The 22811-nt window shown below is 67.6% G+C and carries 18 protein-coding genes; 5 read left to right on the top strand and 13 right to left on the bottom strand.

The features are described from left to right. The first annotated feature begins 45 nt into the window (after positions 1 to 45). Complete coding sequence (locus GM672_RS21410; protein WP_229417861.1) at positions 46 to 843, top strand: flagellar brake protein; 798 nt, start codon at positions 46 to 48, stop codon at positions 841 to 843. A gap of 44 nt (positions 844 to 887) precedes the next feature. Here the strand turns inward: GM672_RS21410 and GM672_RS21405 are convergent, their stop codons facing one another. After that, positions 888 to 2333 carry an NAD-dependent succinate-semialdehyde dehydrogenase gene (locus tag GM672_RS21405; RefSeq protein ID WP_155472562.1) on the bottom strand — a complete coding sequence of 482 codons (1446 nt, stop codon included), beginning with the start codon at positions 2331 to 2333 and terminating at the stop codon, positions 888 to 890. A 465-nt stretch (positions 2334 to 2798) separates the two neighbouring features. On the opposite strand from GM672_RS21405, the gene GM672_RS21400 reads away from it, so the two are divergent. From GM672_RS21400 to GM672_RS21390, 3 genes are all read left to right on the top strand, one after another. Beyond that, entirely contained in the window at positions 2799 to 3434 is a 636-nt protein-coding gene (locus GM672_RS21400; RefSeq protein ID WP_155472561.1) for a hypothetical protein, read from the top strand. 70 nt (positions 3435 to 3504) lie between these two features. Continuing rightward, a complete protein-coding gene (locus GM672_RS21395; protein WP_155472560.1) occupies positions 3505 to 3981 on the top strand; it encodes a VOC family protein in 477 nt (158 codons plus the stop codon). Positions 3982 to 4169: 188 nt separating this feature from the next. After that, positions 4170 to 5471, top strand: coding sequence for an alpha/beta fold hydrolase (locus GM672_RS21390; protein ID WP_170300183.1), 1302 nt, complete (start codon positions 4170 to 4172; stop codon positions 5469 to 5471). Positions 5472 to 5549: 78 nt separating this feature from the next. Here the strand turns inward: GM672_RS21390 and GM672_RS21385 are convergent, their stop codons facing one another. Next, the gene (locus GM672_RS21385) at positions 5550 to 6035 is read right to left on the bottom strand and encodes a hypothetical protein (protein WP_155472558.1); all 486 of its coding nucleotides are present in this window, start codon (positions 6033 to 6035) and stop codon (positions 5550 to 5552) included. Next, positions 6013 to 6408 (bottom strand): hypothetical protein, encoded by a 396-nt coding sequence (locus GM672_RS21380; RefSeq protein ID WP_155472557.1) that lies wholly within the window; start codon positions 6406 to 6408, stop codon positions 6013 to 6015. The genes GM672_RS21385 and GM672_RS21380 overlap by 23 nt, the downstream gene beginning before the upstream one ends. Before the next feature lie 245 nt (positions 6409 to 6653). On the opposite strand from GM672_RS21380, the gene GM672_RS21375 reads away from it, so the two are divergent. After that, complete coding sequence (locus GM672_RS21375; RefSeq protein ID WP_155472556.1) at positions 6654 to 7121, top strand: hypothetical protein; 468 nt, start codon at positions 6654 to 6656, stop codon at positions 7119 to 7121. 94 nt (positions 7122 to 7215) lie between these two features. On the opposite strand, the gene GM672_RS21370 is transcribed toward GM672_RS21375, so the two are convergent. From GM672_RS21370 to GM672_RS21325, 10 genes are all read right to left on the bottom strand, one after another. Further along, positions 7216 to 9207, bottom strand: coding sequence for an OPT family oligopeptide transporter (locus GM672_RS21370; RefSeq protein WP_155472555.1), 1992 nt, complete (start codon positions 9205 to 9207; stop codon positions 7216 to 7218). Positions 9208 to 9378: 171 nt separating this feature from the next. Beyond that, a complete protein-coding gene (locus tag GM672_RS21365; RefSeq protein ID WP_155472554.1) occupies positions 9379 to 10410 on the bottom strand; it encodes a glycoside hydrolase family 43 protein in 1032 nt (343 codons plus the stop codon). A gap of 21 nt (positions 10411 to 10431) precedes the next feature. Next, positions 10432 to 11397 (bottom strand): alpha/beta hydrolase, encoded by a 966-nt coding sequence (locus GM672_RS21360; protein ID WP_155472553.1) that lies wholly within the window; start codon positions 11395 to 11397, stop codon positions 10432 to 10434. Positions 11398 to 11602: 205 nt separating this feature from the next. Further along, positions 11603 to 12139, bottom strand: a complete 537-nt coding sequence (def, locus tag GM672_RS21355) for a peptide deformylase (RefSeq protein ID WP_155472552.1) — start codon at positions 12137 to 12139, stop codon at positions 11603 to 11605. Next, complete coding sequence (gene galU / locus GM672_RS21350) at positions 12136 to 13035, bottom strand: UTP--glucose-1-phosphate uridylyltransferase GalU (RefSeq protein WP_155472551.1); 900 nt, start codon at positions 13033 to 13035, stop codon at positions 12136 to 12138. Before galU ends, def begins: the two co-directional genes overlap by 4 nt. A 22-nt stretch (positions 13036 to 13057) precedes the next feature. Next, positions 13058 to 15391: an NAD-dependent DNA ligase LigA gene (ligA, locus tag GM672_RS21345; protein ID WP_229417860.1), complete on the bottom strand. Its 2334-nt coding sequence runs from the start codon at positions 15389 to 15391 to the stop codon at positions 13058 to 13060. A 26-nt stretch (positions 15392 to 15417) separates the two neighbouring features. Beyond that, entirely contained in the window at positions 15418 to 16779 is a 1362-nt protein-coding gene (locus GM672_RS21340) for a cell division protein ZipA C-terminal FtsZ-binding domain-containing protein (RefSeq protein WP_155472549.1), read from the bottom strand. Beyond that, entirely contained in the window at positions 16776 to 20303 is a 3528-nt protein-coding gene (smc, locus tag GM672_RS21335) for a chromosome segregation protein SMC (RefSeq protein WP_170300182.1), read from the bottom strand. The genes GM672_RS21340 and smc overlap by 4 nt, the downstream gene beginning before the upstream one ends. A gap of 95 nt (positions 20304 to 20398) precedes the next feature. Further along, complete coding sequence (locus tag GM672_RS21330; protein WP_188915877.1) at positions 20399 to 21103, bottom strand: phosphatase PAP2 family protein; 705 nt, start codon at positions 21101 to 21103, stop codon at positions 20399 to 20401. Between the two features lie 199 nt (positions 21104 to 21302). Beyond that, positions 21303 to 22721, bottom strand: a complete 1419-nt coding sequence (locus tag GM672_RS21325) for a DUF1631 family protein (protein WP_155472547.1) — start codon at positions 22719 to 22721, stop codon at positions 21303 to 21305. Between the last annotated feature and the right edge of the window lie 90 nt (positions 22722 to 22811).

Genomic DNA, 22811 nt, shown 5'->3' with positions numbered 1-22811 from the left:
CAGGTATTCCGGGGTAGTTTCGTGCGGAATAGCTTAGGGGACCCAATGAGCAATCTGTCCGTAGCAAAATTCGACGCAAGCACCTTCGTGCCGGGCCAGCCGCACCCGAACCGCAAGGGACCGCCCCGCCCGGCCGACCAGATCGAGCGCATCGGCATCAATGCAGGCGCCCACGAGATGGAAGACATCGACCAGATCGGCGACTCGCTGCAATGGATCGCCGAACGGGGCGAAGCCGTGTCGATCTACACCACCGGCTCGTCGACACCCGTGCTGGCGCGCATCCTGTGGGTGCACCCGGAAGAACCCCACTTCATGCTCGAGTTGAACGAAGGTGTCGTGCTGCCGCCGGGCCGCTGCACCTTCGTCGCCCTGCTGCAGTCGGCCCGCTTCCAGTTCGAGCTGCGCGGCGACTGGGATGCGATGCCGGGCCATCCCACCTACGTGCCCGCCAGCTTCCCGGAACGGGCCATGGTACTGAACCGCCGCTCGGCGACGCGCCTGGAAACGCCGCTGGCCGGTGCCTTCACGGCTTCCTTCGTGCTGTTCGGGACCCCTTACGAGCTGCAGCTGTACGACGTGTCGGCCGGAGGCGTCGGCATGCGCTGCTCGCCGCGCGAAGCGGCCGGCCTGCACATCGGCCGCAAGCTGCAGCGGGTGCGCCTGGAACTGGGCGCCGACACGGTCGTCATCTGCGACCTGGAAATCCGCCTGGCGCGCCGCTTCCGCTCCTTCCTGCTGGGCGAACAGCTGCAGCTGGGCTGCCAGTTCATCAACCTGTCGACGCAGATGCAGCAGGAAGTGGACCGCGTGCTGGCGCGCATGAGCGCCAGCCGCAGCTGACCGGAGCCGGCCAATGCCGGCCCCGCTGCGGGGTCCTTGAAACCTTACACGCCGACCATCGACACGGCTTTCGTGTTGAGGTACGACTCCAGTGCCTCCGGACCGCCTTCCGTACCGTAGCCCGAATCCTTGATGCCGCCGAACGGCAGCTCGGCACTCGGCGTGGCCGGCTGGTTAATCCACAACATGCCCACTTCCATCCGGTTCATCAGCAGCTGCGCGTTCTTGATCGAGCGCGTGAAGGCATAGCCGGCCAGGCCGTAAGGCAGGCGGTTCGCCTCGGCGATGGCTTCTTCCAGGCTGTCGAAGCCGCGCACGCCTGCCACGGGGCCGAACGGCTCGTCGTTGAAGATGCTGGCATTGAGCGGTACGTCGGCCAGGATGGTCGGGGCGAAGAAATTGCCGGCGTCGCCGACACGCTCGCCGCCGGTGGCGACCGTCGCACCCTTGGCCCGGGCGTCCTCCACCAGTGCTGCCATGGCCGTGATGCGGCGTGCATTGGCCAGCGGGCCCAGGGTGGTACCTTCCTGCAGGCCGTCGCCCAGCTTCAGGCCCTCCGCATGCTGCACCAGGGCGCGCGTGAATTCGGCCTTGACCGCGTTATGCACCAGGAAGCGGGTGGGCGAAATGCACACCTGGCCGGCGTTGCGGAACTTGGCCGCGCCGGCTGCCTTGACGGCCAGCGCCACGTCCGCATCCTCGGCGATGATGACGGGGGCGTGGCCGCCCAGCTCCATCGTCACGCGCTTCATGTGCGCGCCGGCCAGTGCCGCCAGCTGCTTGCCCACGGGCGTCGAGCCGGTGAACGTCACCTTGCGGATGACGGGATGGGGAATCAGGTAGCCGGAAATTTCGGCCGGGTCGCCGAACACGAGGCCGACGACGCCAGGCGGCAGGCCTGCATCGACGAAGCATTGCAGCAGCGCTGCCGGCGACGCCGGGGTTTCCTCGGGCGCCTTGCACAGGAACGAGCAGCCGGTGGTCAGCGCGGCGGACAGCTTGCGCACGATCTGGTTGATGGGGAAGTTCCACGGCGTGAAGGCGGCGACGGGGCCGACCGGCTCCTTCAGCACCAGCTGCTGGGCAGCCGGGTTGCGCGACGGGACGATGCGGCCGTACACGCGCATGCCTTCGGCGGCGAACCAGTCGATGATCTCGGCGCCCGCCAAGGCCTCGCCCTTCGCTTCGGCCAGCGGCTTGCCCTGCTCCTGGGTCAGCAGGCGGGCGATGTCGCCGGCGCGCTCGCGCAGCAGGCTGGCGGCGCGGCGCATGATGGCCGCGCGCTCCACGGCGGGCACGTCGCGCCATTTTTCGAAGCCCTGCTGGGCCGCGGCCAGCGCGCGATCGAGGTCGGCGATGGTGGCGTGTGCAACGGTACCGATGGCCTGGCCGGTGGCCGGGTTGACGACGGGGATGGTCTTGCCGCCGGTGGCGTCGACCCATTCGTTGGCGATCAGTAGGCGGGTATCGGGATAGCTGGAGGTCGTCATGGCCTGGGGTTCCTGTGTCTGGGTTGTTGGCAATCGGCTTCGTGGGCGGAAGGGGGAGTCATCCGGGTGTCGTTGCTATGTGGCGAAAGCTTGCAAGATTTCAAGAAGATTAATTGTACATGTGCTGGCAAAACCACGTGCGGGCCCTGCTTCTTCGGCTATGAGGATCATGCCGCCCTTGCCTTGCTGATTGCTTTTCCGAAGTTTTTGTTTACAAGATTCCCCGCCAACTGCTGTGCAGCATTCCTTGCTCGACTCATCGTTCGAGCCGAAGACGCCGCCGGGCGACGTCAGTATGCCGAACTGGGCGCCGCTGCCTGCCCGCGGCAGGACGTCGAGCCGCCATGCCGATTACGTCCGGGGGCACCTGTCAGGCAGGCCGCGGCCGGCGGCTCGCCACTGTGCGGCAGGCCGATTCCATGCCATAGTGCGGCGAGCGTCCCCGTGAGGGACCAAGGAGAATCGATGCAACGACACGCCATGGCATCCCGTGCCGCCTTGCTGGCCGCCGCCTTGCTCGCCGCCGCACCGGCCGTTGCCGACCCGCAGCCGGCGCCCGGCGACCGCTGGCTCTATCGGGGCACCTACCGCGACATGGCCACGCCCGGCGCGCCAACCCGCACGCGGCTCGTGCGCGTCGCCGTCCAGGGCACCAACGTGCTCGGCAAGCCGATCCTGGGTGGCGACATCCTGGGCTTCGGCATGCACAGCGACACCTGCCTGGTTGACGTGCTGGCCAGCGAGGAGCTGGCCGGCGAGGTTGCGTGCGGTGCCCCGCTTGCGGCCGGCCGGCGCTGGCATGGCTCCGACGCGGGCCGTTTTCGCGACCTGGAACAGTGGTTCGACGTGACTGGGACAGAGCCGGTCGAGGTGGACGGCGCCACCCATGTCGCCACCGTTATCCGCACGAGCCGCCTGGTCTTCCCGCCCTCCCCCAGGATCGCCTCGCGCCGGTCGACATACCACTACGTTCCCGCACTGAAAGGCATGACCAGCATCGTGCATGAACTGCTCGACCAGGAAGGCGCCGTGCAGTTGCATGAGTCGATGCAGATGCTGCGCTTTACGCCGGCAGGCCAGGCGGCGCCCGACGGGCCTTGAGGCCCCAAAAATACTGGCCGCCTGCCCGCTTCGTGATTAAGCTGTGGATTCATCCATCCAGGAGGACACCATGGCCACGAACACGATCTGCCTCTGGTTCGACGGCACGGCGCTCGATGCCGCCAGCTTCTATGCCAATACCTTCCCCGACAGTGCCGTCGGCAAGATCACCCGGGCGCCAGGCGACTACCCTGCCGGCAAGGAGGGCGATGTCCTGACCGTCGAATTCACCGTGCTGGGCATCCCCTGCCTGGGCCTGAACGGCGGCCCCCAGTTCAAGCACAGCGAAGCATTTTCCTTCCAGGTGCTGACGGAAGACCAGGCCGAAACGGACCGGCTGTGGCAGGCCATCGTCGGCAACGGCGGCGAGGAAAGCGAGTGCGGCTGGTGCCGCGACCGATGGGGCCTGTCGTGGCAGATCACGCCGCGCATGCTGATGGAAGCCATTTCCGGCCCGGACCCGGGCGTCGCCAGGCGGGTCTTCACGGCCATGATGGGGATGCGCAAGATCGATATCGCGGCGCTGGAGGCGGCAAAGGGCGGCTGAGCGGCCAGGCCTCGGCCCGGGAGCGCCAGCGCCATGTGGCAAGGTTGGCACAGTACTTTTGCAGCATTACCCTTTTGGTAACGCCGTGCTACCGTGATCCGGCGCCACGTTGCGGCAAGCGGGCGCCCCTGACATCCATCAATCGGGCCACGATGCGACACACCAGAAAAGCCATCCCACTGCTTTTGTTGACGCTCGCGACCTGCCTTGCAGGCTGTGGCGGCACCGGCGACCAGGGCCCGCCGGGTCCACCGGGACCGGCCGGCGTCCCGGGCGCCAGCGGGGACGCCATCGCCACCATCGGCGAGGGCGCCATCGTCATCGACGGCGCGGCCGCCGGCGATCCGAAGGAAAGCATTTACGTGCGCAAGGCCGGGCACGGCCCGAAGGTCATCGTCCTCATCCCCGGCAATAACACATCCGGCGCCACGTTCGACGGCATCATGGGCGTCATCCGTTCCGTCGATGCGCTCAATCATGCCTATACCGTCTATGCCTTCGATTACCGCGGCAGCGGCAGGTCGAGCTACAACAGGAAGATCACGTCGCTGAAGGATTTCGCTGTCGACTTCGACAAGGTGATGAACAAGATCGGCGACTTCCCCGCCTCCGGCGTGACCCTGGTCGGCTATTCGATGGGTTTCGGCGTCGCGCTGGAAATGATCATCGCCAATCCGGGGCGCTACGCCAATGTCGTCAGCCTGGCGGGGATCGGCACGCGCGGCATCCGTGTCGGTTTCAATGCGGGCCAGGCCGGCACCGACGCGGCCGGCCACACGTGGGCGAATGGCGACTGGGTCACCGTCGCCAGCGATGCCGCCGGCCTTGCCGGCACCGCGTTCCAGCAGCGCTCGTGGCAGGGGGAGCAGCGCACCTACGCCAACGTGCAGGCCACCTGGGATGCGGTGGTCTACAACGACGTGCTGAAATACGATATCGGCAAGGCCTTTACGCCGGCTGCCGTCACCGATCCGACGTTCCGCGCGTCGCCGAACTATGGCGCCTCCCTGCTCGACGGCTTTACCATCCAGTACATGCCGGAGTCGCTCTACTACGCACACAAGTTCAACGTCTCGCCCGTCAACGTCGTCAAGCCCGCACCCAATGCCGACGTCAGCGTCGTGACCATCGCGGGCGACGGCCGCCTGGGCACGCTGTTGGGCGGCAAGCGGGCCATGCTGGTCAAGGCCTCCACCGATCTTGCCGCCTGGCGCGGCGACCAGGTCATCTACGACAACTACACGGCCACGTCGAAATATGACCTCAAGCGCGCCGGCGCCAACGTGACCGCCGTGATGATCAATCCGAACCAGGGCTTCGACCACGGTTTTCCCGTTGCGCGGCCACTGGAAACACTGCGGCTGATCGACGCCTTTATCCGGGGCGACGTGTCAGTGCCCACCGCGGCGAACGCGCTGGGCGGCGCCGGTGTCGCCGTGTATCCGGATGGGGAAACGGCCTGGGAGACCGACACGTTCACCGGTTTCTGACGCATGCGGGCGTGTGGGGCCAAGGCGACGGCGCGGTGAAGGCACAAATGGCCGTTTCGCTTCCAGGGCGGTGAAGGGCTACCGGCGCGCGGTATCGCCGCATTCGAGGCGGCGTATGCCGGCTCGCGAGTTTGGTCCACGGATCGTGGCGTAGAGCTGCGGGAAATCTTCCTGTTTTCCGATCGCGTACCGCACAAAAGCGACGATCGCCCTGCCTTCGCGTGCGGCCCGCATCGCCGCGTTTTCGCCTGCTGGACTGTCGTTCCAGACCGACCATGCGGCGCCGAGTTGTCCATCGATCCTGACGAGCGCGACGTGGAATTTTTCCGGGTCGCTGCTGCCAATCTCCAGTGCGCAGAGAAGCACGGTTTCGCCTGCACGAGCGGGAAACGCTCGCGGGGGTGACGCGCTGCGGGCGCAGCGCGGCTTGCGTGGCTCAGGGCTTTGGAAACGCACGCGACTCAGATCGACAAGCTCGAACCGGTCCGGCAGCGACTGCTGAATCGCGGCCCATGGATTGTCGCATACCGAACGCGCCCACTCACGGGTCAGTATTGGACACATCGTCCGCTGCCGCATCCGCGTCGTTCCATCCATAGGTGTCGATCCGAATCGATAGCCGGTCGAATGACATTGGGTTCGCCAGGGTGCCCGCATCGCCCAGGAACGCGGTCGTCGTATCGGCCTGGTTTGCCCCATCTTTCTTCCTTTGCAACGAGAACGACCGGCCGGCGCCATAGTGCTCCCATGCGATGAACGGCAGAACCATTTGATAACCGGCGACGGCGACATGAACGTCTGCAGCGAGCACGTTGTCATCGAGCGGCACTTCCTCTCGGCAGGCGGCTAGTGCAAGGCAAACGGACCCGGTCAAGCCAGACAGGCCGATGCGTAACAGCAGCCCTTTGGCACGCGCGGGAGCCTGCATGATCGTCATGGAGTATCCCAATCCATCAAAGTCATTTTGCATCCCGCAAAGGCAAGGCAGTACAGCCCGCATATGGTATCGCCCGGCACTATCAGGGCAAAAAGGTGACGCCGAGGGAAACGCAAGCCATCCGCCAGTCCCGTCCGTGGCGACACAACAACGTGCTGTTGGTTACAGTGCAATGACTGAATCACAACATCGGCAGCATGCCGATGCCGCGGTTCGCCTTGACCAATTGCACAGGAGAAAAACCAATGACCATTCGCAGCCTGCTTCCCTCGATCCTGATCGGCGCCGTCGCCAGCGCCCGCTCGATGACCCCGATGGCCACCCTCGCCACTGCCCGCATGGCGGGGCGCGACACGACGGGTACCCTGGCCCTGCTGGACCGCCCCCTGTTCAAGTATGGCGCCGTCGCCATGGGCGTGGGCGAACTGGTGGGCGACAAGATGAAGTCGGCGCCGGACCGCACCGTATTCCTGGGCCTGCTGGCGCGGGTCATGAGCGCCGGCATTGCCGGTGCCGCGCTGGCGCCGGAGGGGCAGGAAAAGCAAGGCGCCGCCGTGGCCGTAGCCACCGCCGTGCCGCTGGCCTACTTGACGCTGGAAGGGCGCAAGCAGGCCATGGCGCGCATCGGCCAGACCAAGAGCGGATTGATCGAGGACGCGCTGATCGTCGCGGCCGGCGCCGCCATCGTGGCGCTGGCCACCCGTCCGCAATAAAAGAAACGGGCGGCGCCACCCGAGGTGGTCGCCGCCCGCTTGCAGGACATCGACGGGGACGGCGACGCAAGGACGCCGCCGCCCGTCGGGTACATCAGACGTCGATATTGCGTGCCGACTTCGCGGCCCACCGGTACAGGGCGCCCAGGATCACGCCCGCGAAGGCCAGCGAGACCAGCATGCCGAGCGACTCGGGCAGGCCGATGCCGATGTCGAGCGGGTCGCTGGCGCCGGAGACGACGATCAGGCCGGCCAGCGCCACGTTGAACAGGCTCTCGCCGACGATAAAGCCGGACATCACCAGCACGGCGACACGCGAGGCGGCTTCGCCGTAGGTCTTGCTGCGCATGGCCTTCTCGAAATAGTAGCCGCAGACGGCGCCCACCACGACGGGCGCCGTGACGGCTGACGGCAGGTACACGGCCAGGCCGACGCCCAGCGGCGGCAGGCTGTATTTGCCGTGGCTGCCCCGTTTCAGCAGGAAGTCGATGACCACCAGGCCCAGGCCGATCATGGCGCCCCAGCCGATCAGGTGCCATGGCAGGTCGCCGCCGATGACGCCGCGCGCCAGCGTGGAAATGAGCGTCGCCTGCGGCGCGGCCAGCGGCTGGTCCGAGATGGCATTCTGGTTCGGCGCGCCGGCGAAACCGTAGGCGTGATTGAGCAGTTCCAGCACGGGCGGCACGACGCAGGAGCCGGCGAATACGCCGATGATCAGCGCGACCTGCTGCTTCCATGGCGTGGCACCGACCAGCTGGCCCGTCTTCAGGTCCTGCAGGTTGTCGTTGCCGATGACGGCCACGGCCAGCACGACGGTGGTGACGAACAGGGCGAAGGCGATCAGGGCGTGGGCCGTGTCCGGACCCATCACCTGGCGGCCGACGACGCCGACGGACGTGGCCGCACCGAGGATGGTCAGGATGGCGATGCCGGAAACGGGCGAATTGGACGAGCCGATCAGGCCTGCCATGTAGCCGCACACGGCGGCGGCCAGGATGCCGGCAACGGCGATGTAGGCGATGCCGACGGCCACCAGCGGCGTCGAGATCGACGCCAGCACGCCGCCTTCCAGGAAGGACGCAAGCAGCCAGCCGGCCGGCACCATCGCGATCAGGGTCACCAGGCCGACGATAAAGATCGGCATGTCGCGTTCCTCGCGGGGGATGGCAGCGCCGCCATGCTTGGCCGCGCGCGACGCGTCGAGCGCGGACTTCAGGCCGCCGAACACGGGCTTGGCCAGGGTGGCCAGGGTGACGATGGCGGCAGCACCGATGGTACCGGCGCCCATCATGCGCACCTGCGTGCTCCACACGCCCAGCGCGTGGTCGGCCACCGACACGCCGGCCGCCATCGGCGTGGCCGCCGTCAGGATCGGCACCAGGATGACCCACGCGATGATCAGGCCCGTCAGCATGGCGATGCCGACGGTGATGCCCATCAGGTGGCCCGCACCGATCAGGGCCAGCGACGTCGACGCGCCCAGGCCCGTGGCGCCGCTGCCGGCGCCGAAGCGGAAGTAATGCGCCACTTCATGGGCGCCCACCTTCATCGCCGCCAGCAGCGCGAAGAAGGCCGATGCCAGGGTGCCCAGCACGACGGCCTTCAGGCCGGCCTTGCCTTCCTGGGCGCCGGCACGCGAGGCCGTGCCCACCTTCAGCACTTCGGCCGCGGCCACGCCTTCCGGATATGGCAGCTTCGATTGCGACACCAGCGCGCGGCGCAGCGGCACCGTGTACATCACACCCAGCACGCCGCCGATGGCGCAGGCGCCGAAGGTTGGCCAGAACGGAATCTGCGCCCACCAGCCGATCATCAACAGGCCCGGGAGGACAAAGATGACGGAAGCGAGCGTGCCGGCAGCCGAGGCGATGGTCTGGACGATATTGTTTTCCTGGATCGTCGCGTCCTTGAAGGCCGACAGCAGCGCCATCGAAATGACGGCGGCGGGGATCGAGGTGGCGAAGGTCAGGCCGACCTTCAGGCCCAGGTAGACCTGGGCGGCGGTAAAGACGAGGGTGATCAGGATGCCGAGGATGATGCCCCGGATACTGAATTCCAACGGATTGGACGACGAGGGGTGGTTCATCCTGCGAGCTCCCGGTAGCCTGGATTGGTAATCCTGGATTTGTTATTCGATGGATATTGCTGGCCGGGATATTACGACAGTTTGACGACAACGCCAATGTTTGATGCACGGGCGAGACTTTTTTGGGCGGCCACCCTGCCCAGGACGCAAGGCAGCCGCCGCGCCGGGCCTTCAGCGCACGTCACGTACCGGCGCAACGCTCACCCCCGCGTCGCTCTGCACCACCGGCTGCATCGTGCCGTCGGCGTTGTAGTGCAGCCGTTCGACGGTGACGGCGCGGCGCCCGATGGCGCCATTCAGGTCGCCGATCGCCAGGGCTGCGTTATGCAGGAACAGGTACCAGTCGCCCTTGAAGCGGGCGATGCCGGGATGGATGGTGAAGCTGTACTTGCCCGATCCCGTCAGCAGGCCTCGATACGTCCACGGGCCCGTGACGGCGGGCGCCGTCGCGTACGAGACGTGTTCGTCGCGCTGCGTCTTGCGATCCAGCGAGGCGTAGGTCAGGTAGTAGGTGTTCCCCTGCTTGTGCAGCCACGGGCCCTCCTCGAAATGCGGCGGCGTGATCTCCCGGATCGGGCCGTCGATCTCGATCATATTGGGTTTGAGCCGGGCGATATAGCATTGGCGGTTGCCCCATGCCAGCCAGCTGCTGCCGTCGTCGTCGGTGAAGACGGTGGGGTCGATGTCTTCCCAGCTGTGCGTGCCCTTCGGCGTCATCGCGTTGGTGACCAGGGCCGAACCGCGCGCGTCGACGAAGGGGCCCGTCGGCCGGTCCGAGACGGCCACCGCGATGGCCTTGCCCGGCTGCGTGGCGTCGTGCTCGACGGCGGCGTAGAAGTAGAATTTGCCGTTCTTTTCGATGGCCTGCGACGCCCACGCGTCGCCCTTGGCCCACTTGAAGTCGCGCACGTTCATGATGGCGCCGTGATCGCGCCACGTCTTCATGTCCTGCGTCGAGTACACCAGCCACTCGCGCATGGTGAACATCTCGTCGCGCTGGGCTTCGTCGTGACCCACATACAGGTACAGCGTGTCGCCGCTGACCAGGGGTGCCGGGTCGGCCGTGAACTTGTCGCGGATGATGGGATTGGCCCCTGGCCGCTCGATTGGGGGCGCGGCGCCAACGCCGCCCGCGCCGCCGCCGAGGCAGGACGCCAGCAGGACCAGGGCGGCACGGCGCCGCAGGGTGTGCAATCGCTTCATGTCGTCTCCTTCCCCATCGTCTCAAGGTTTTTGCTGCAAGTAACCGTGCATGGCCAGCCAGCGCGAAAAAGCGTCGAACCAACCCGTGCTGGTCGTGCTTTTGTCGTACATGCCGAAGCCGTGGCCGCCCTGCTCGTAGAAATGGAATTCCACGGGCCGCCCGGCGGCGCGCCAGCTGTCCACCAGTCCATTAACGGCATTGGCGAAGAAGGGATCGTCCGCCGCCAGCGCGACGAACAGCGGCGGCGCGTCGGTCGGCACCTTGACGGGCGCCAGCGGACCGTAGATATCGGCGATGAACGCCGGCTTCGCGTCGCCGCCGTGCAGCGCCGTCGCCAGGGTCAGCATCGCCCCGGCGGAAAAACCGACCATGCCGATGCGCGCCGGATCGACGCGCCACTCGCCCGCCCTGGCCCGCACCAGCGCGAAGGCGGCACGGGCGTCGGCGATCTGCGGCGCCAGTTCGGTGGCGCTGTCTTGCCCCGCCGGTGGGCGCGCGGCGCCCGAAAACATCCTCGCCATCGACGCGGCGAAGGCATCCATCGGGGCGGGCGTCTGCCGCAGGCGATACTTCAGCACGAAAGCGGCCACGCCGCGGTCGGCCAGCGCCTGCGCCACCTGCCAGCCTTCGTTGCTCATCGACAGCGTCAGGAAGCCGCCGCCCGGCGCCACGATCGCGGCCGCGCCGGTCGCCTTGCCGGGCGCGGGCAGGAATGGCGTCAGCGTGGCATTGGAGACGTTGCGCACGAAGGTGCTGCCATATTGCCGGTGCCAGCTTTCCGGCACCGGGGCGTCCGGCAAGGCGCCGGTGGGCAGCACGATGGCCGTTGGCTGGGCCGGCGCGGCAATGGGCGTCATGCGCTCGTCCCGCGCCAGCGCGGGGGCGGCGAGGGTCGTCACCAGGCTTATCGAGAGGGCCGTCAGGATAGTGAGGGCAGCCGCCGTGGGCGGCCGGCGGTACAGGCCGGGGCCTGGGTTGTGCGACATGTGCGGTCTCCTTGAAATACCGGCGGGGCCGGCTTGCTGTTAGCGCACTCATTCACCAGCAACCCCGCTGACAGGCGAAATACGGGCTGGCGAAGATGCGCGCTGAAGGAATATTGCACAAGTTTCGCGGAAAAAGATAGCGCAAACATTTGCCGGCGGCAGCTGGCTGCGCGAACCCATCCGGGGCCGTCGCCGCCCCCGGGCCTCAGTCGTCGTCGTGCGGATCGAGTTCGGGGAACATCACGGACGTGAAGCCGAATTTCGAGAAGTCGCGGACACGCATCGGGTCCAGGATGCCGTGCAGGTGGTCGACTTCGTGCTGCACCACGCGGGCGTGGAAGCCTTCCGCGTCGCGCACGATGCGCTGCCCGGACTGGTCGAAGCCTTCGTAGTGCAGCCGCAGGTAGCGCGGCACGCTGCCGCGCAGGCCGGGCACGGACAGGCAGCCTTCGAAGCCCTCTTCCATTGCGTCGTCCAGGGGTGTCAGCACGGGGTTGATCAGGACCGTTTCGGGCACCTGGGGCGCGTCCGGGTAGCGCGGGTTCGACTTGAAGCCGAAGATGACGAGCTGCAGGTTCACGCCGATCTGTGGCGCCGCCAGGCCGGCGCCATTGGCGGCGTGCATGGTGTCGAACATGTCGGCGATCAAGTTGCGCAGTGCCGGCGTATCGAAGTCGCGTATCGGATCGGCCTGACGCAGCAGGCGCGGGTCGCCCATCTTGAGAATCTCGCGCACCGTCATTTGGCCGCTCCCTGCGTGCCGGCGACGAAGTCGGCGATGAACCGCCCGAACTCCGCTCCCGTTTCCGGATGCTTCACGCCCATCGCCACCATCGCCTTCAGGTAGCCAAGCTTGGAGCCGCAGTCGTAGCGCTGTCCATCGTAGCGGTAGGCCAGCACTCTCTCGTGCTTGAGCAGTGCGGCGATGCCGTCGGTGAGCTGGATTTCGCCGCCGGCGCCCGTGCCCAGCTGCGCCAGGAAGTCGAAAATCCCCGGCGACAGCACGTAGCGTCCCACCACGGCCAGGGTCGATGGGGCCTCGGCCGGCGCCGGCTTCTCGACGATGCCCGACACCAGCTCGAGCCGCTCGCGGTAGGCGCTGGCACTGACGATGCCGTACTGGCGCGTGTTCTCGCGCGGGACGTCCTGCACGGCCAGCAGGCTGGCGCGCTCGAAGCCGTACTGCTGCGTCATCTGCGCCAGCACGGGCGGCACGCCTTCGGCGGTGTCCATGAAGTCGTCGGCCAGCAGCACGGCGAACGGCTCGTTGCCCACCACGGGCCGCGCGCACAGCACGGCGTGGCCCAGGCCCAGCGGGGCCGGCTGGCGGATGTAGATGCAGTTCACATGCTTGGGAATGACGTTGCGCACCACCTCGAGCAGGGCCTGCTTGTTGGCCGCCTCCAGCTCCGCCTCGAGCTCGTAGGCCTTGTCGAAGTGATCCTCGATGGCGCGCTTGTTGCGGCCCGTGATGAAGATCAGGTCCGTGATGCCGGCCGCCACCGCCTCCTCGACGGCATACTGGATCAGCGGCTTGTCGACGATGGGCAGCATCTCCTTCGGCTGCGCCTTGGTGGCCGGAAGGAAGCGGCTGCCCAGCCCCGCCACCGGAAACACTGCCTTCTTGATCTGGTTCATCCGCGTCCCTTTTTACGAATGCTTATTTGCCCAACAGCGTCAGCAGCGCTGCCTCGTCCAGGATCGTCACGCCCAGTTCCTCGGCCTTGGCCAGCTTGCTGCCCGCCTCGGCGCCCGCGACAACGTACGACGTCTTCTTCGATACCGAGCCGGAGACCTTGCCGCCAGCCGCCTCGATCATCGCCCCGGCCGCGTCGCGCGACAGGGTCGGCAAGGTTCCCGTCAGCACGAAGGTCTTGCCGCTCATCGGCCCTTCCACGCTTTCCGCCGCTTCCGGCACCTGGGCCAGCAGTTCCGTGCGCAGCGCATCCAGGCGCAGCAGCGCGTCGCGGTTGGCGGCATCGGCCATCCACGCTTCCAGCGCCGCCGCCACCGTGGCCGGCAGGCCGAATACGTCGAAGGTGCGCCGGCTGGCCAGCGCCTCGAACGTGAGGCCCTGCTCGACCAGCTGGCGCGCGCGCGGCTCCGTCAGTTTCGGGATGTCCAGCGCGGCCAGCAGCTTGACCGGCTCCAGCTTCTCGCGCAGCTGCGCCTTCGGTGCGTGCTCGCCTTGCGGCGTCACGCCCGCCGCCAGCAGCGCGTCGATGGCCTGCTGGTTCTTCGGCTCGGCGAAGAACTCGGCGATGGATTCGGCCACGGTGCCGCCGATATCGGGCAGCACGCGCAGCAGCGCGGCCGGGGCGCGCCGGATCAGTTCGAACTTGCCGAGCCAGTCGGCCAGGGTCTTTCCGGTCGATTCGCCGACGTGACGGATGCCCAGCGCGAACAGCAGGCGCTCCAGCGGCGGACGCTTGCTGGCCTCGATCGCCAGCAACAGGTTGTCGGCCCACTTGGTGGCGACCTTGCCCTGCTTGACCGTTTCCGGCGTCGTGCCGTCACGCTCGTCGGCCAGCCGCTTCATCTTCAGCAGGTCGTCCAGGGTGAGCTTGTACAGGTCCGCCACGCTGTGCACCAGGCTCGCTTCGACCAGGCTGTCGATATAGCGGTCGCCCAGGCCTTCGATGTCCATCATGCGGCGCCCGGCAAAGTGGCGGATCGCTTCCTTGCGCTGGGCCGAGCAGAACAGGCCGCCCGAGCAGCGCGCGATGGCCTCGCCTTCCTCGCGCACCACGTGCGAGCCGCACACGGGGCACGCTTTCGGCAGCACGTAGGCCGGCGGTTCCGGCGTGGGGCGCTTCTCCGGCACCACGGCCAGCACCTCGGGGATGACGTCGCCGGCGCGCCGCACGATGACCGTGTCGCCCACGCGCACGTCCTTGCGGCGCACTTCGTCTTCGTTGTGCAAGGTGGCGTTGGTGACGGTGACGCCGCCGACGAACACGGGCACCAGCCGCGCCACGGGCGTGATCGCACCCGTGCGGCCGACCTGCACCTCGATGGACTGCACTGTCGTCAGGGCTTCCTCGGCGGGGAATTTATGGGCCAGCGCGAAGCGGGGCGCGCGCGACACGAAGCCCAGCGCGCGCTGGTCTTCCAGCCGGTCGACCTTGTACACTACGCCGTCGATCTCGTAGGGCATGGCGGGGCGGCCCTTGCCGATGCCCGCGTAGAACGCCAGCAGGCCTTCCTTGCCGCGCACGACGCCGCGGTCCTTCGCCACGGGCAGGCCCAGGGTTTCGTACCAGTCCAGCAGGGCCGAATGCCGGTCCGGCAGGTCCGCGCCCACCAGCTCGCCGATGCCGTAGGCGAAGAAACGCAGCCTGCGCTGGGCCGTGATGCGCGAATCGAGCTGGCGCAGTGCGCCGGCGGCGGCGTTACGTGGATTGACGAATTCCTTCTGCCCGGCCGCGCGCTGGCGCGCGTTCATGGCCTCGAATTCAGCCTTGAACATCAGCACCTCGCCGCGTACGTCGAGGATGGCCGGCAGCTTGTCGCCGTGCAGGCGCAGCGGAATGGTGCGGATGGTGCGGATATTGGCCGTGACGTCCTCGCCCGTGTAGCCGTCACCGCGCGTGGCGGCCTGCACGAACACGCCGTTCTCGTAGCGCAAATTGATGGCAAGGCCGTCGAACTTGACTTCGGCGGCGTAGTCGACCGCCACCGCGTCCAGCCCGTCGCGCACGCGGCGGTCGAAGTTCTCGACGTCCTCTTCCGTGAAGCCATTGTTCAGCGACAGCATCGGCACGGCGTGGGTGACGGCGGCGAACTGGCCCAGCGGCGGCGCCCCCACCCGCATCGTCGGCGAATCGGGCGCCACCAGCTCCGGATGGGCCGCTTCGAGCTGCTGCAGCTCGCCGAACAGCTTGTCGTACTCGGCGTCGGGAATGGTGGGTGCGTCCAGCACGTGGTAGGCGTGCAGGTGGCGGTTCAATTCGGCCGTCAGCCAGGCGGCCCGCGCGGCTGGGTCCTGTGCCATGTCTTCGCTGCTCATCTCGCCGCCTTTCAGTTGAACAGGCGCAGCGCGCGGGTCGAACCGGCCGGAATGTCCGACGCTTCCATGTCGGCATAGAAGTCGCGCACCTGGCCGGCGATTTCTTCCAGGGTCGAATCCGACAGGGGCTGGTTGTAGTCGTCGACAATGATGGCATCCAGGCGCTGCACCAGCGAACGGGCGCAGGCCACCATGGCGCCGAAGCCGTCACGGCTCGGGGCCACGCAGGGCACGTCCAGCAGCAGGGTCAGGCGCGGCGTGGTTTCCTCGGCCGGCGACACATTGGTCGACAGGGTGAACAGCTGGCCGCCCTCCCCGTCCGGCATCACGAAGCGGCCGTCTGGGCGCATGTCGAAGCCCTGCTTTTCCAGCGCGCCGACCAGCGTCGTGACGCCCCAGGGGGCGCCGTTGGCGGCCAGGTTCACGCCCAGCTGGGCATCGTGGCTGGCAACGAAACGGTGCAGGGTCTTTGCTTCGGCCATCACTTCCATCATGTCCGGCACGTGCGGCTCGGCACCGATTTCATCGGCCATCGAGCGCAGGCGCGTCACCAGTTCCGAGTATTCCAGCTCGTTCAGGGCCGTCGTGCGGCTGGCCAGCTGGACGCCGCCCTGCAGCTTGGTGTAGACGATGCCGTGGCGGACCGGCTCCCAGTCGCCGCTGACGGCCAGGCCGATATAGTGCACGGGTTTACTGCCGACGAAGCGCAGCTTCTGCAACGCCGGCAGCAGTTTTTCGCCGCGGATAGGCGCGGCCAGTTCCAGCGGCAGCAGGCAGTCGATCAGCGGATCGACCAGGGCCGTCGCCAGTTCGGCGCGAGGCACGGCGGCATCGGCGGCGCGCACGGGAATCGGTGGCTCGGCCGGCACATGCGCGGGCGCTGCCGGGGCGGCTGGCGTCGCCACGGGTGGCGTCACCGGTGCGGCGGCAGGGGCATCGGTCTCGCCATGCAGCACCGGTTCGCGCGGCGTGTCGGCCAGCGGCTCAGGCAACGTCGCAGGTACCGGTTCAGCCGCCGGCACCGGCGCGGCCGGCGCGTCGAAGGTGTGTTCGGCGGCAGCCGTTTCGGGCGCCACCGACGGCGCCACGGGTTCTTCGTGCGCGGGCACGGCGTAGGCGCCGGAACCGCCATCGACCATCGATACGTCGCCCAGGGTGAAGCTGGGCTCATTGCGGCCGGCGGCGGCGTGCTGGACGTCGCCGGCATCGAAGGCAGGCGCCTCGTCCTTGGCCATCAGCACATCGTCGTGCTCGGACGCGAAGGCCCGCTCGACGCTTTTCTTGGCCTTGTGCTCCTGCCACTTGTTGTAGACGAATACGCCGGCGACGAATACGCCCGCTGCTGCGATCAAACTGGTCTGGAAATCTGTCATGCTGCTTGTGCCTCGGAAGCGAAATTGGCGGCGGCTTGCATATCCACCGCCACGATGCGCGATACGCCCTGCTCCTGCATCGTCACACCGATCAGTTGAGTGGCCATCTCCATCGCGATCTTGTTATGCGAGATGAAGAGGAATTGGGTCTGGTCGGACATGCGTTTCACCATGCGGCAGAAACGCTCCGTATTGGCGTCGTCCAGCGGTGCGTCGACTTCGTCGAGCAGGCAGAACGGCGCCGGGTTCAGGCGGAACATCGAGAACACCAGGGCCGTCGCCGTCAGCGCCTTCTCGCCGCCGGACAGCAGGTGGATCGTCGCGTTCTTCTTGCCGGGCGGCTGGGCCATCACCTGCACGCCCGCGTTCAGGATCTCGTCGCCCGTCATGATGAGCTTCGCCTGGCCGCCGCCGAACAGGATGGGGAACAGCTCGCTGAAGTGGCCGTTGACCTTGTCGAAGGTTTCCTGCAGCAGGTCGCGGGTTTCCTTGTCGATGCGGGCGATGGCGTCTTCCAGGGTGGTGATCGCCTCCGTCAGGTCGGCGTTCTGCGCATCGAGGAAGTTCTTGCGTTCGGACGCGGTGGCCAGTTCGTCCAGCGCGGCCAGGTTGACGGCGCCCAGCGCGGCGATGGCATTGGTCAGGCGCGTCACTTCCCCTTGCAGGTACTGGGCCTTCATGTCCGGATGCAGCTTGGCGGACAACGCCGCTTCGTCGGCCTGGACGTCGGCCAGCTGCTGGGCGAACTGCTCCTGGTTCAGGCGCGCGGCCTGCTCCTTCAATTGCAGCTCCATGATGCGGTCGCGCTGCGGCTGCAGGCTGCGTTCGTTCTGGCTGCGCGCATCCTCGGCATGGCGCAGCTGCTGGGTGATCTGGTCCAGCTCATGGCGGGCGTCGGCCAGTGCCCGTTCCTGCTGCGAGCGGCGGTCCAGCAGGTCCTGCAGGCCGTCGCTGGCGCTGCCCGCCTCCAGGCCGGCCAGTTCCACCTGCCCCGCCTCCAGGCTTTGCGTCACCTGGGCGGCCTGGGTAGTGGCCGTGGCGATGCCCCGGCGCAGTTCGTCGATGCGGCTCTTGGCCGATTTTTCCGCGAACTGCGCTTCCTGGGCCTTGCGTTCCAGTTCGCGCAGCGCTTCGCGCGCGTCGGTCAGCTGCGCTTCCTTGCGCAGGAAGGCGCTCTGGCCGTCTTCGTGCGCGCCCTGCAGCTCGGCCAGTTCCATGTCGAGCTGTTCGAATTTTTCCTCCGATTCGAGCTTGATCTGCAGCTGTTCCTCTTCCTGGGCGGCGATTTCGGCCAGGTCGGCACCGATCTGCGTGCTGCGCTGCTGGAAGCGAGCCTCGACTTCGGACAGCTTGACGACGTCGATCTGCAGCGCATGCACGGCACCCGTGAGGGACTGGATCTTCTGGCGCAGTTCGGCCACCAGGCGCGCATGGCTGGTGACGGCCGCCTCGGCCCGCACGGAGCGGGCGCGGGCTTCCTCGGCCAGCATGGTCTGCGCCTTCAGCTGCCGGCCCAGGTTGTCGATCTCGTGCTGGCGCCCCAGCATGCCTTCCTGCTCGGCGTCGGCGGCGTGGAAGCGCACGCTGGAGGCCGTGACGACGTGGCCCTGGCGCGTGACGAAGCTGCCCCCCGCCGGCAGCCTGGCACGGTCGGCGAAGGCCTGGGCCGCGTCGTCGGCGACAAAGACGCCGTGCAGCCAGTCGGCCAGCACGCCACGCAGGCCCGGGTCGTTCAGCCTCAAGAGGTCGATGAAGGGCCGCAGCCCCGGGACGGCGGCGCCGGCGGCGCTCGCCGTCGTGACGGGCGCGAACAGTGCCAGCTTGGCAGGCGGCGCATCGGCGAAGAAATGGCGGGCCCAGTCCAGGTTCGACACCTGCAGCGCCGACGTGCGTTCGCGCAGCACCGCTTCGAGCGCCGTTTCCCAGCCCGCTTCGATATCGAGCTTCTGCCACAGGCGCGGCAGTTCATTGAGTTCGTGCTTCTGCAACCACGGCGTGACCTTGCCCTGGGTCTGCACGCGCTCCTGCAACTGGCGCAGTGCGTTCAGGCGCGCTTCCAGCTGCGCATTGGCGGCGGTTTCCTTCTGCACGGCGGCCTGCGCCTCGCGCCGTTCGTCTTCCACGCGCGGCTGCTGCTGCAGGGCTTCTTCCAGCGCCATGCCCTGTTCTTCCAGCACCTGCTGCTTTTCTTCCAGCTGCATGCGCAGGTTGTCCAGGTGGGCAGCGTCGGGCATGGTCAGGCCGTTCTTCTCGCCCTGCAGGCGTTCGCGCCGCAGCGCCAGGCTGGAAAGAATGTTCGACGCGTTGCGCTGGTGGGCCGACTCCAGTTCCAGCTGCTGCTGGGCGCCCATGATGCGGGCGCGCGACTCGGTGCTGCGCTCCTGCGCGGCGCGCCATTCGGCTTCCAGCATCGGCAGCAGCTCGCCCTTCTGTTCGGCCATCATGGACGATTCCTCGACCTTGGCCGACAGCTCCTCCAGCTCGAACTCCGCTTCCTCGATCTGGCCCCGGTAGGTCTCGGCCTGCTGCTGCCACTGGTCGCGCTGGGCCGTCAATACGCCCAGCTGCTGCTGCAGGCGGGTGCGCGATTCGACGACGAACTTGATCTTCGCTTCCAGGCTGCCGATTTCCGCATTGGTCTGGTACAGGGCGCCCTGGGCCTGGTGCAGCCGGTCGCCGACGGCGAAGTGGGCCTGGCGCATCTGCTCGAGCGACAGCTCTACGCCGCGCAGCTTGGCCGTCTGTTCTTCCAGGTCGTTCTGGGCCAGTTCCACTTCGCGGAAATAGCGGGCCTGCTCGGTCTGGGCCTCGTTCTTGCGCAACAGCCAGAGCAGCTTCTGTTTCTCGTCCTGGTCAGCCTGCAGCTGGTGGAACTTCAGCGCGACGGCGGCCTGGCCTTCGAGCCGCTCCAGGTTGTTGTTCAACTCGCGCAGGATGTCTTCCACCCGCAGCAGGTTCTCGCGCGTGTCCTGCAGGCGGTTCTCCGTTTCGCGGCGGCGCTCCTTGTACTTCGACACACCGGCAGCTTCTTCCAGGAAGACGCGCAGTTCTTCCGGGCGCGATTCGATGATGCGGGCGATCATGCCCTGGCCGATGATGGCGTAGGCGCGCGGGCCCAGGCCCGTGCCGAGGAAGATGTCCTGGATGTCGCGCCGGCGCACGGGCTGGCCGTTGATGTAGTAGGTGGAGGTGCCGTCGCGCGTCAGGGTGCGCCGGACGGCGATCTCGGCATACTGGCCCCACTGGCCGGCGGCCTTCCCGTCGTTATTGTCGAACACCAGTTCGACCGAGGCGCGCCCGGCCTGCTTGCGGTGGGTGGAACCGTTGAAGATAACGTCCTGCATCGACTCGCCGCGAAGTTCCGAGGCCTTCGACTCGCCCAGCACCCAGCGCACGGCATCGATGATGTTCGACTTGCCGCAACCGTTCGGGCCGACGACGCCGACCAGCTGGCCCGGCACCTGGAAATTGGTGGGATCGACAAACGACTTAAATCCCGACAATTTGATGGACGATAGACGCACTTTGTAATCTGTTCTTCGCCGGGAAAGGCACGGTTGAAAAGGTGCTTATCATACCATCGCGCCTGCAATCTGGACAAAATCGCATCGCTGGCGAATCACAGGGCGGCCTGGATGGCGTCGCCGTTTTTCTGCAGGCGCTCGCGCCGCTCCTGCAGGTGGCGCAGGCGCTGCTCCGCCCGGGCCTTCTGGGAGCCCAGTTTCCACGGCTGGCCGACGGGCTTCTTGTTCCCGGAGACATGCAGGGCCAGCTGCGTGATCCAGCGCTCCGCGGGCACTGGCTTGGCCAGCGGCGCCATGCACAGCACGGGCACGCACAGGGCCAGCAGCACACGGCCGGCCACGGCGGGGCGCTCGCTGGCGGCATGCGCGATAAACGCCGCGGCCACGGCCAGGCCCACCGCCCCGCCCAGCACCACTTCCGAGATGGAATGGGCCAGCACGGGCACGCGCGACACGCTGATCAGGACACCGAGGGCGACGCCGGCCGCCGTGGCCGCTTGCCGCAGGCCTGGGCGGGCATGGTGGAAGGCCAGGTAGAAGGCCACGGGGAAGACGGCGCAGGCCCGCATCGCATGGCCGGACAGGCCGCCGAACTGCACTTCATGGATGCCGATGCCCCAGCCGATATAGGCCATCTTGGTCAGCACCACCAGCAGCATGCCGCCACCGAACAGCAGGCACCATGACAGCGACAGGCGCCACGAGCGCCCGGCCAGCAGCCAGGCCGCGATGGCGATACCGAGCGAACCCGTCACCGCGACGCTGCCCACCATCGACAGAGCATTCCACCAACTCATCATCCTTGAAACCTTTCGATTGCGTGCCGCGGCCGGTTTGGCGCGGCAAATTGCCGTCAGCTGAATTATATTGCAATATGGAAACATCGACAACCGCATGCGTTCCAGTGCCAGGCAGGCCATGTCGCCGAGCCGCACAGCTTAATATGTTTTTATTAAGTGCCCGTTAAAGCTGGCCCGCAGGCCCGCGATGAACGCCGGCTCAGGCAGCCCGGCTGGCGCCGTCGTCATCGTTGACGGCCAGGGTGCCGATGGCCTGCGTCAGCGCGCGCGCCACCAGGTCGCCTGTGGGCAGCACGGCGGCGGCGCCAGCGCGGAAGCGCTGCGCCAGTTCGTCGGCCGACAGCGAAAAGGCCTCTTCGCGGGCGCCATTGGAGAAGATGTACAGGCTGCGCAAGGGACTAATCCACGCCAGCTTGACGCGGCGCGGGCTACCTGCCGTGTCGAACTCCAGCCAGGCGCCCCGCACCAGCGCGTCGACGGCGTGGACGGCATCGTCGGCCGGCTGCGGCGCCGCTGCCTGCGCGGCAGCCTGGCGCGTGGCCTGGACGGACAGCTCCAGCCGGCGCGCCGGCGCCAGGTCCAGCGGCGCGCGCACGATCGACGCGTGGCACTCGGCCAGGTCGGCGAAGAAGCGCAGCCGCCCCGCATCCTGCCAGTCAATCACGTCGAGCCAGCGGTTCAGCGCGGCCAGCAGGCCGGGCAGGCGCTTGATCAACTGGCGGCGCTCGTCGGCACCGCTTTTCGGGCGCACGCTCCACAGCAGCTCGTCCATCGCCGCCGTCGCGTTGGCCACGGCGCCCGGCTTGTCGTCCTCGATGTCGTGGGCCAGGGCCAGTACGTCGGTCCACTGCTGCTGCAGGAAGGCGACGACGACGGCGGCCACCTCGCTACCCTCGCCCACCTCCAGGCGCGCCGCCACGACGGCGCGCGCGGCCCGTACCGCCGTATCGCGCTGCTCCTGCCGCAGGGCCGCGGCCACGGGGCCGGCCAGGGCCGCCGTGGTGGCGGCCTCCTCCTCGCGCAACGACGCTTCCAGTTCCGTCACGGCCTGGGCAAACGTGGCCGGCTGCTGCGCGTCGTCGTCGCCGATGCGGTCGACGCTGCGGCGCATGGCCCGTACCAGCGGGTCGTCCGGGTCCTGCCGGCCCTTTTGCGACTGCTCCCAGCCCAGGTGCGACAGCAGGTCGAGCAGGCGCCGGGCCGGATGGTCGTCGTCGAAGAAGAAGGCCTTGTCGTGCAGGGCCGTCTTCAGCACGGGCAGCTGCAGCAGGCGGATCAGGTCGCGGATCTCGCCGGCGATGGCCTGGTCGCCGTACACGGTATCGAAGACGGCCGCCAGCAGGTCGATGGTGGATTCGTCGGCGCGCGACAGGCTGCCCCTGGGTGCCTGGGCCTTGATCGACGGCAGGTGGATCACGTTCGATGCAGGCTGCGTCCCGCCCTCCTTGAGCCGCGCCAGGTAGGCCAGCAGTGGACGCTCGGCCGATGGCGCTGCGGCATGGCCGGCCGCCTGCGCCGCGCGATTGGCGCCGGCCACCGCCGTCAACTGCGGCAGCGACAGGTCGAGATCGCCCAGTTCGTCGCACAGGGCCGCGATGCCCCGCCTTGCGCGGGGCATTTTGCTTGCTGTCAGCGGCGGTTCAGGCCAGCGCTTCCTTGGCCGCTTCCTCCGGCGTCAACGCGGCGCAATACTGGTCCGTGAACCAGT

This window comes from Pseudoduganella buxea (assembly GCF_009720835.1).
Taxonomy (GTDB): Bacteria; Pseudomonadota; Gammaproteobacteria; order Burkholderiales; family Burkholderiaceae_D; genus Rugamonas; species Rugamonas buxea.
The sequence above is the reverse complement of the archived record's forward strand: the minus strand, read 5'-3'. Positions and strand labels throughout refer to the sequence as shown.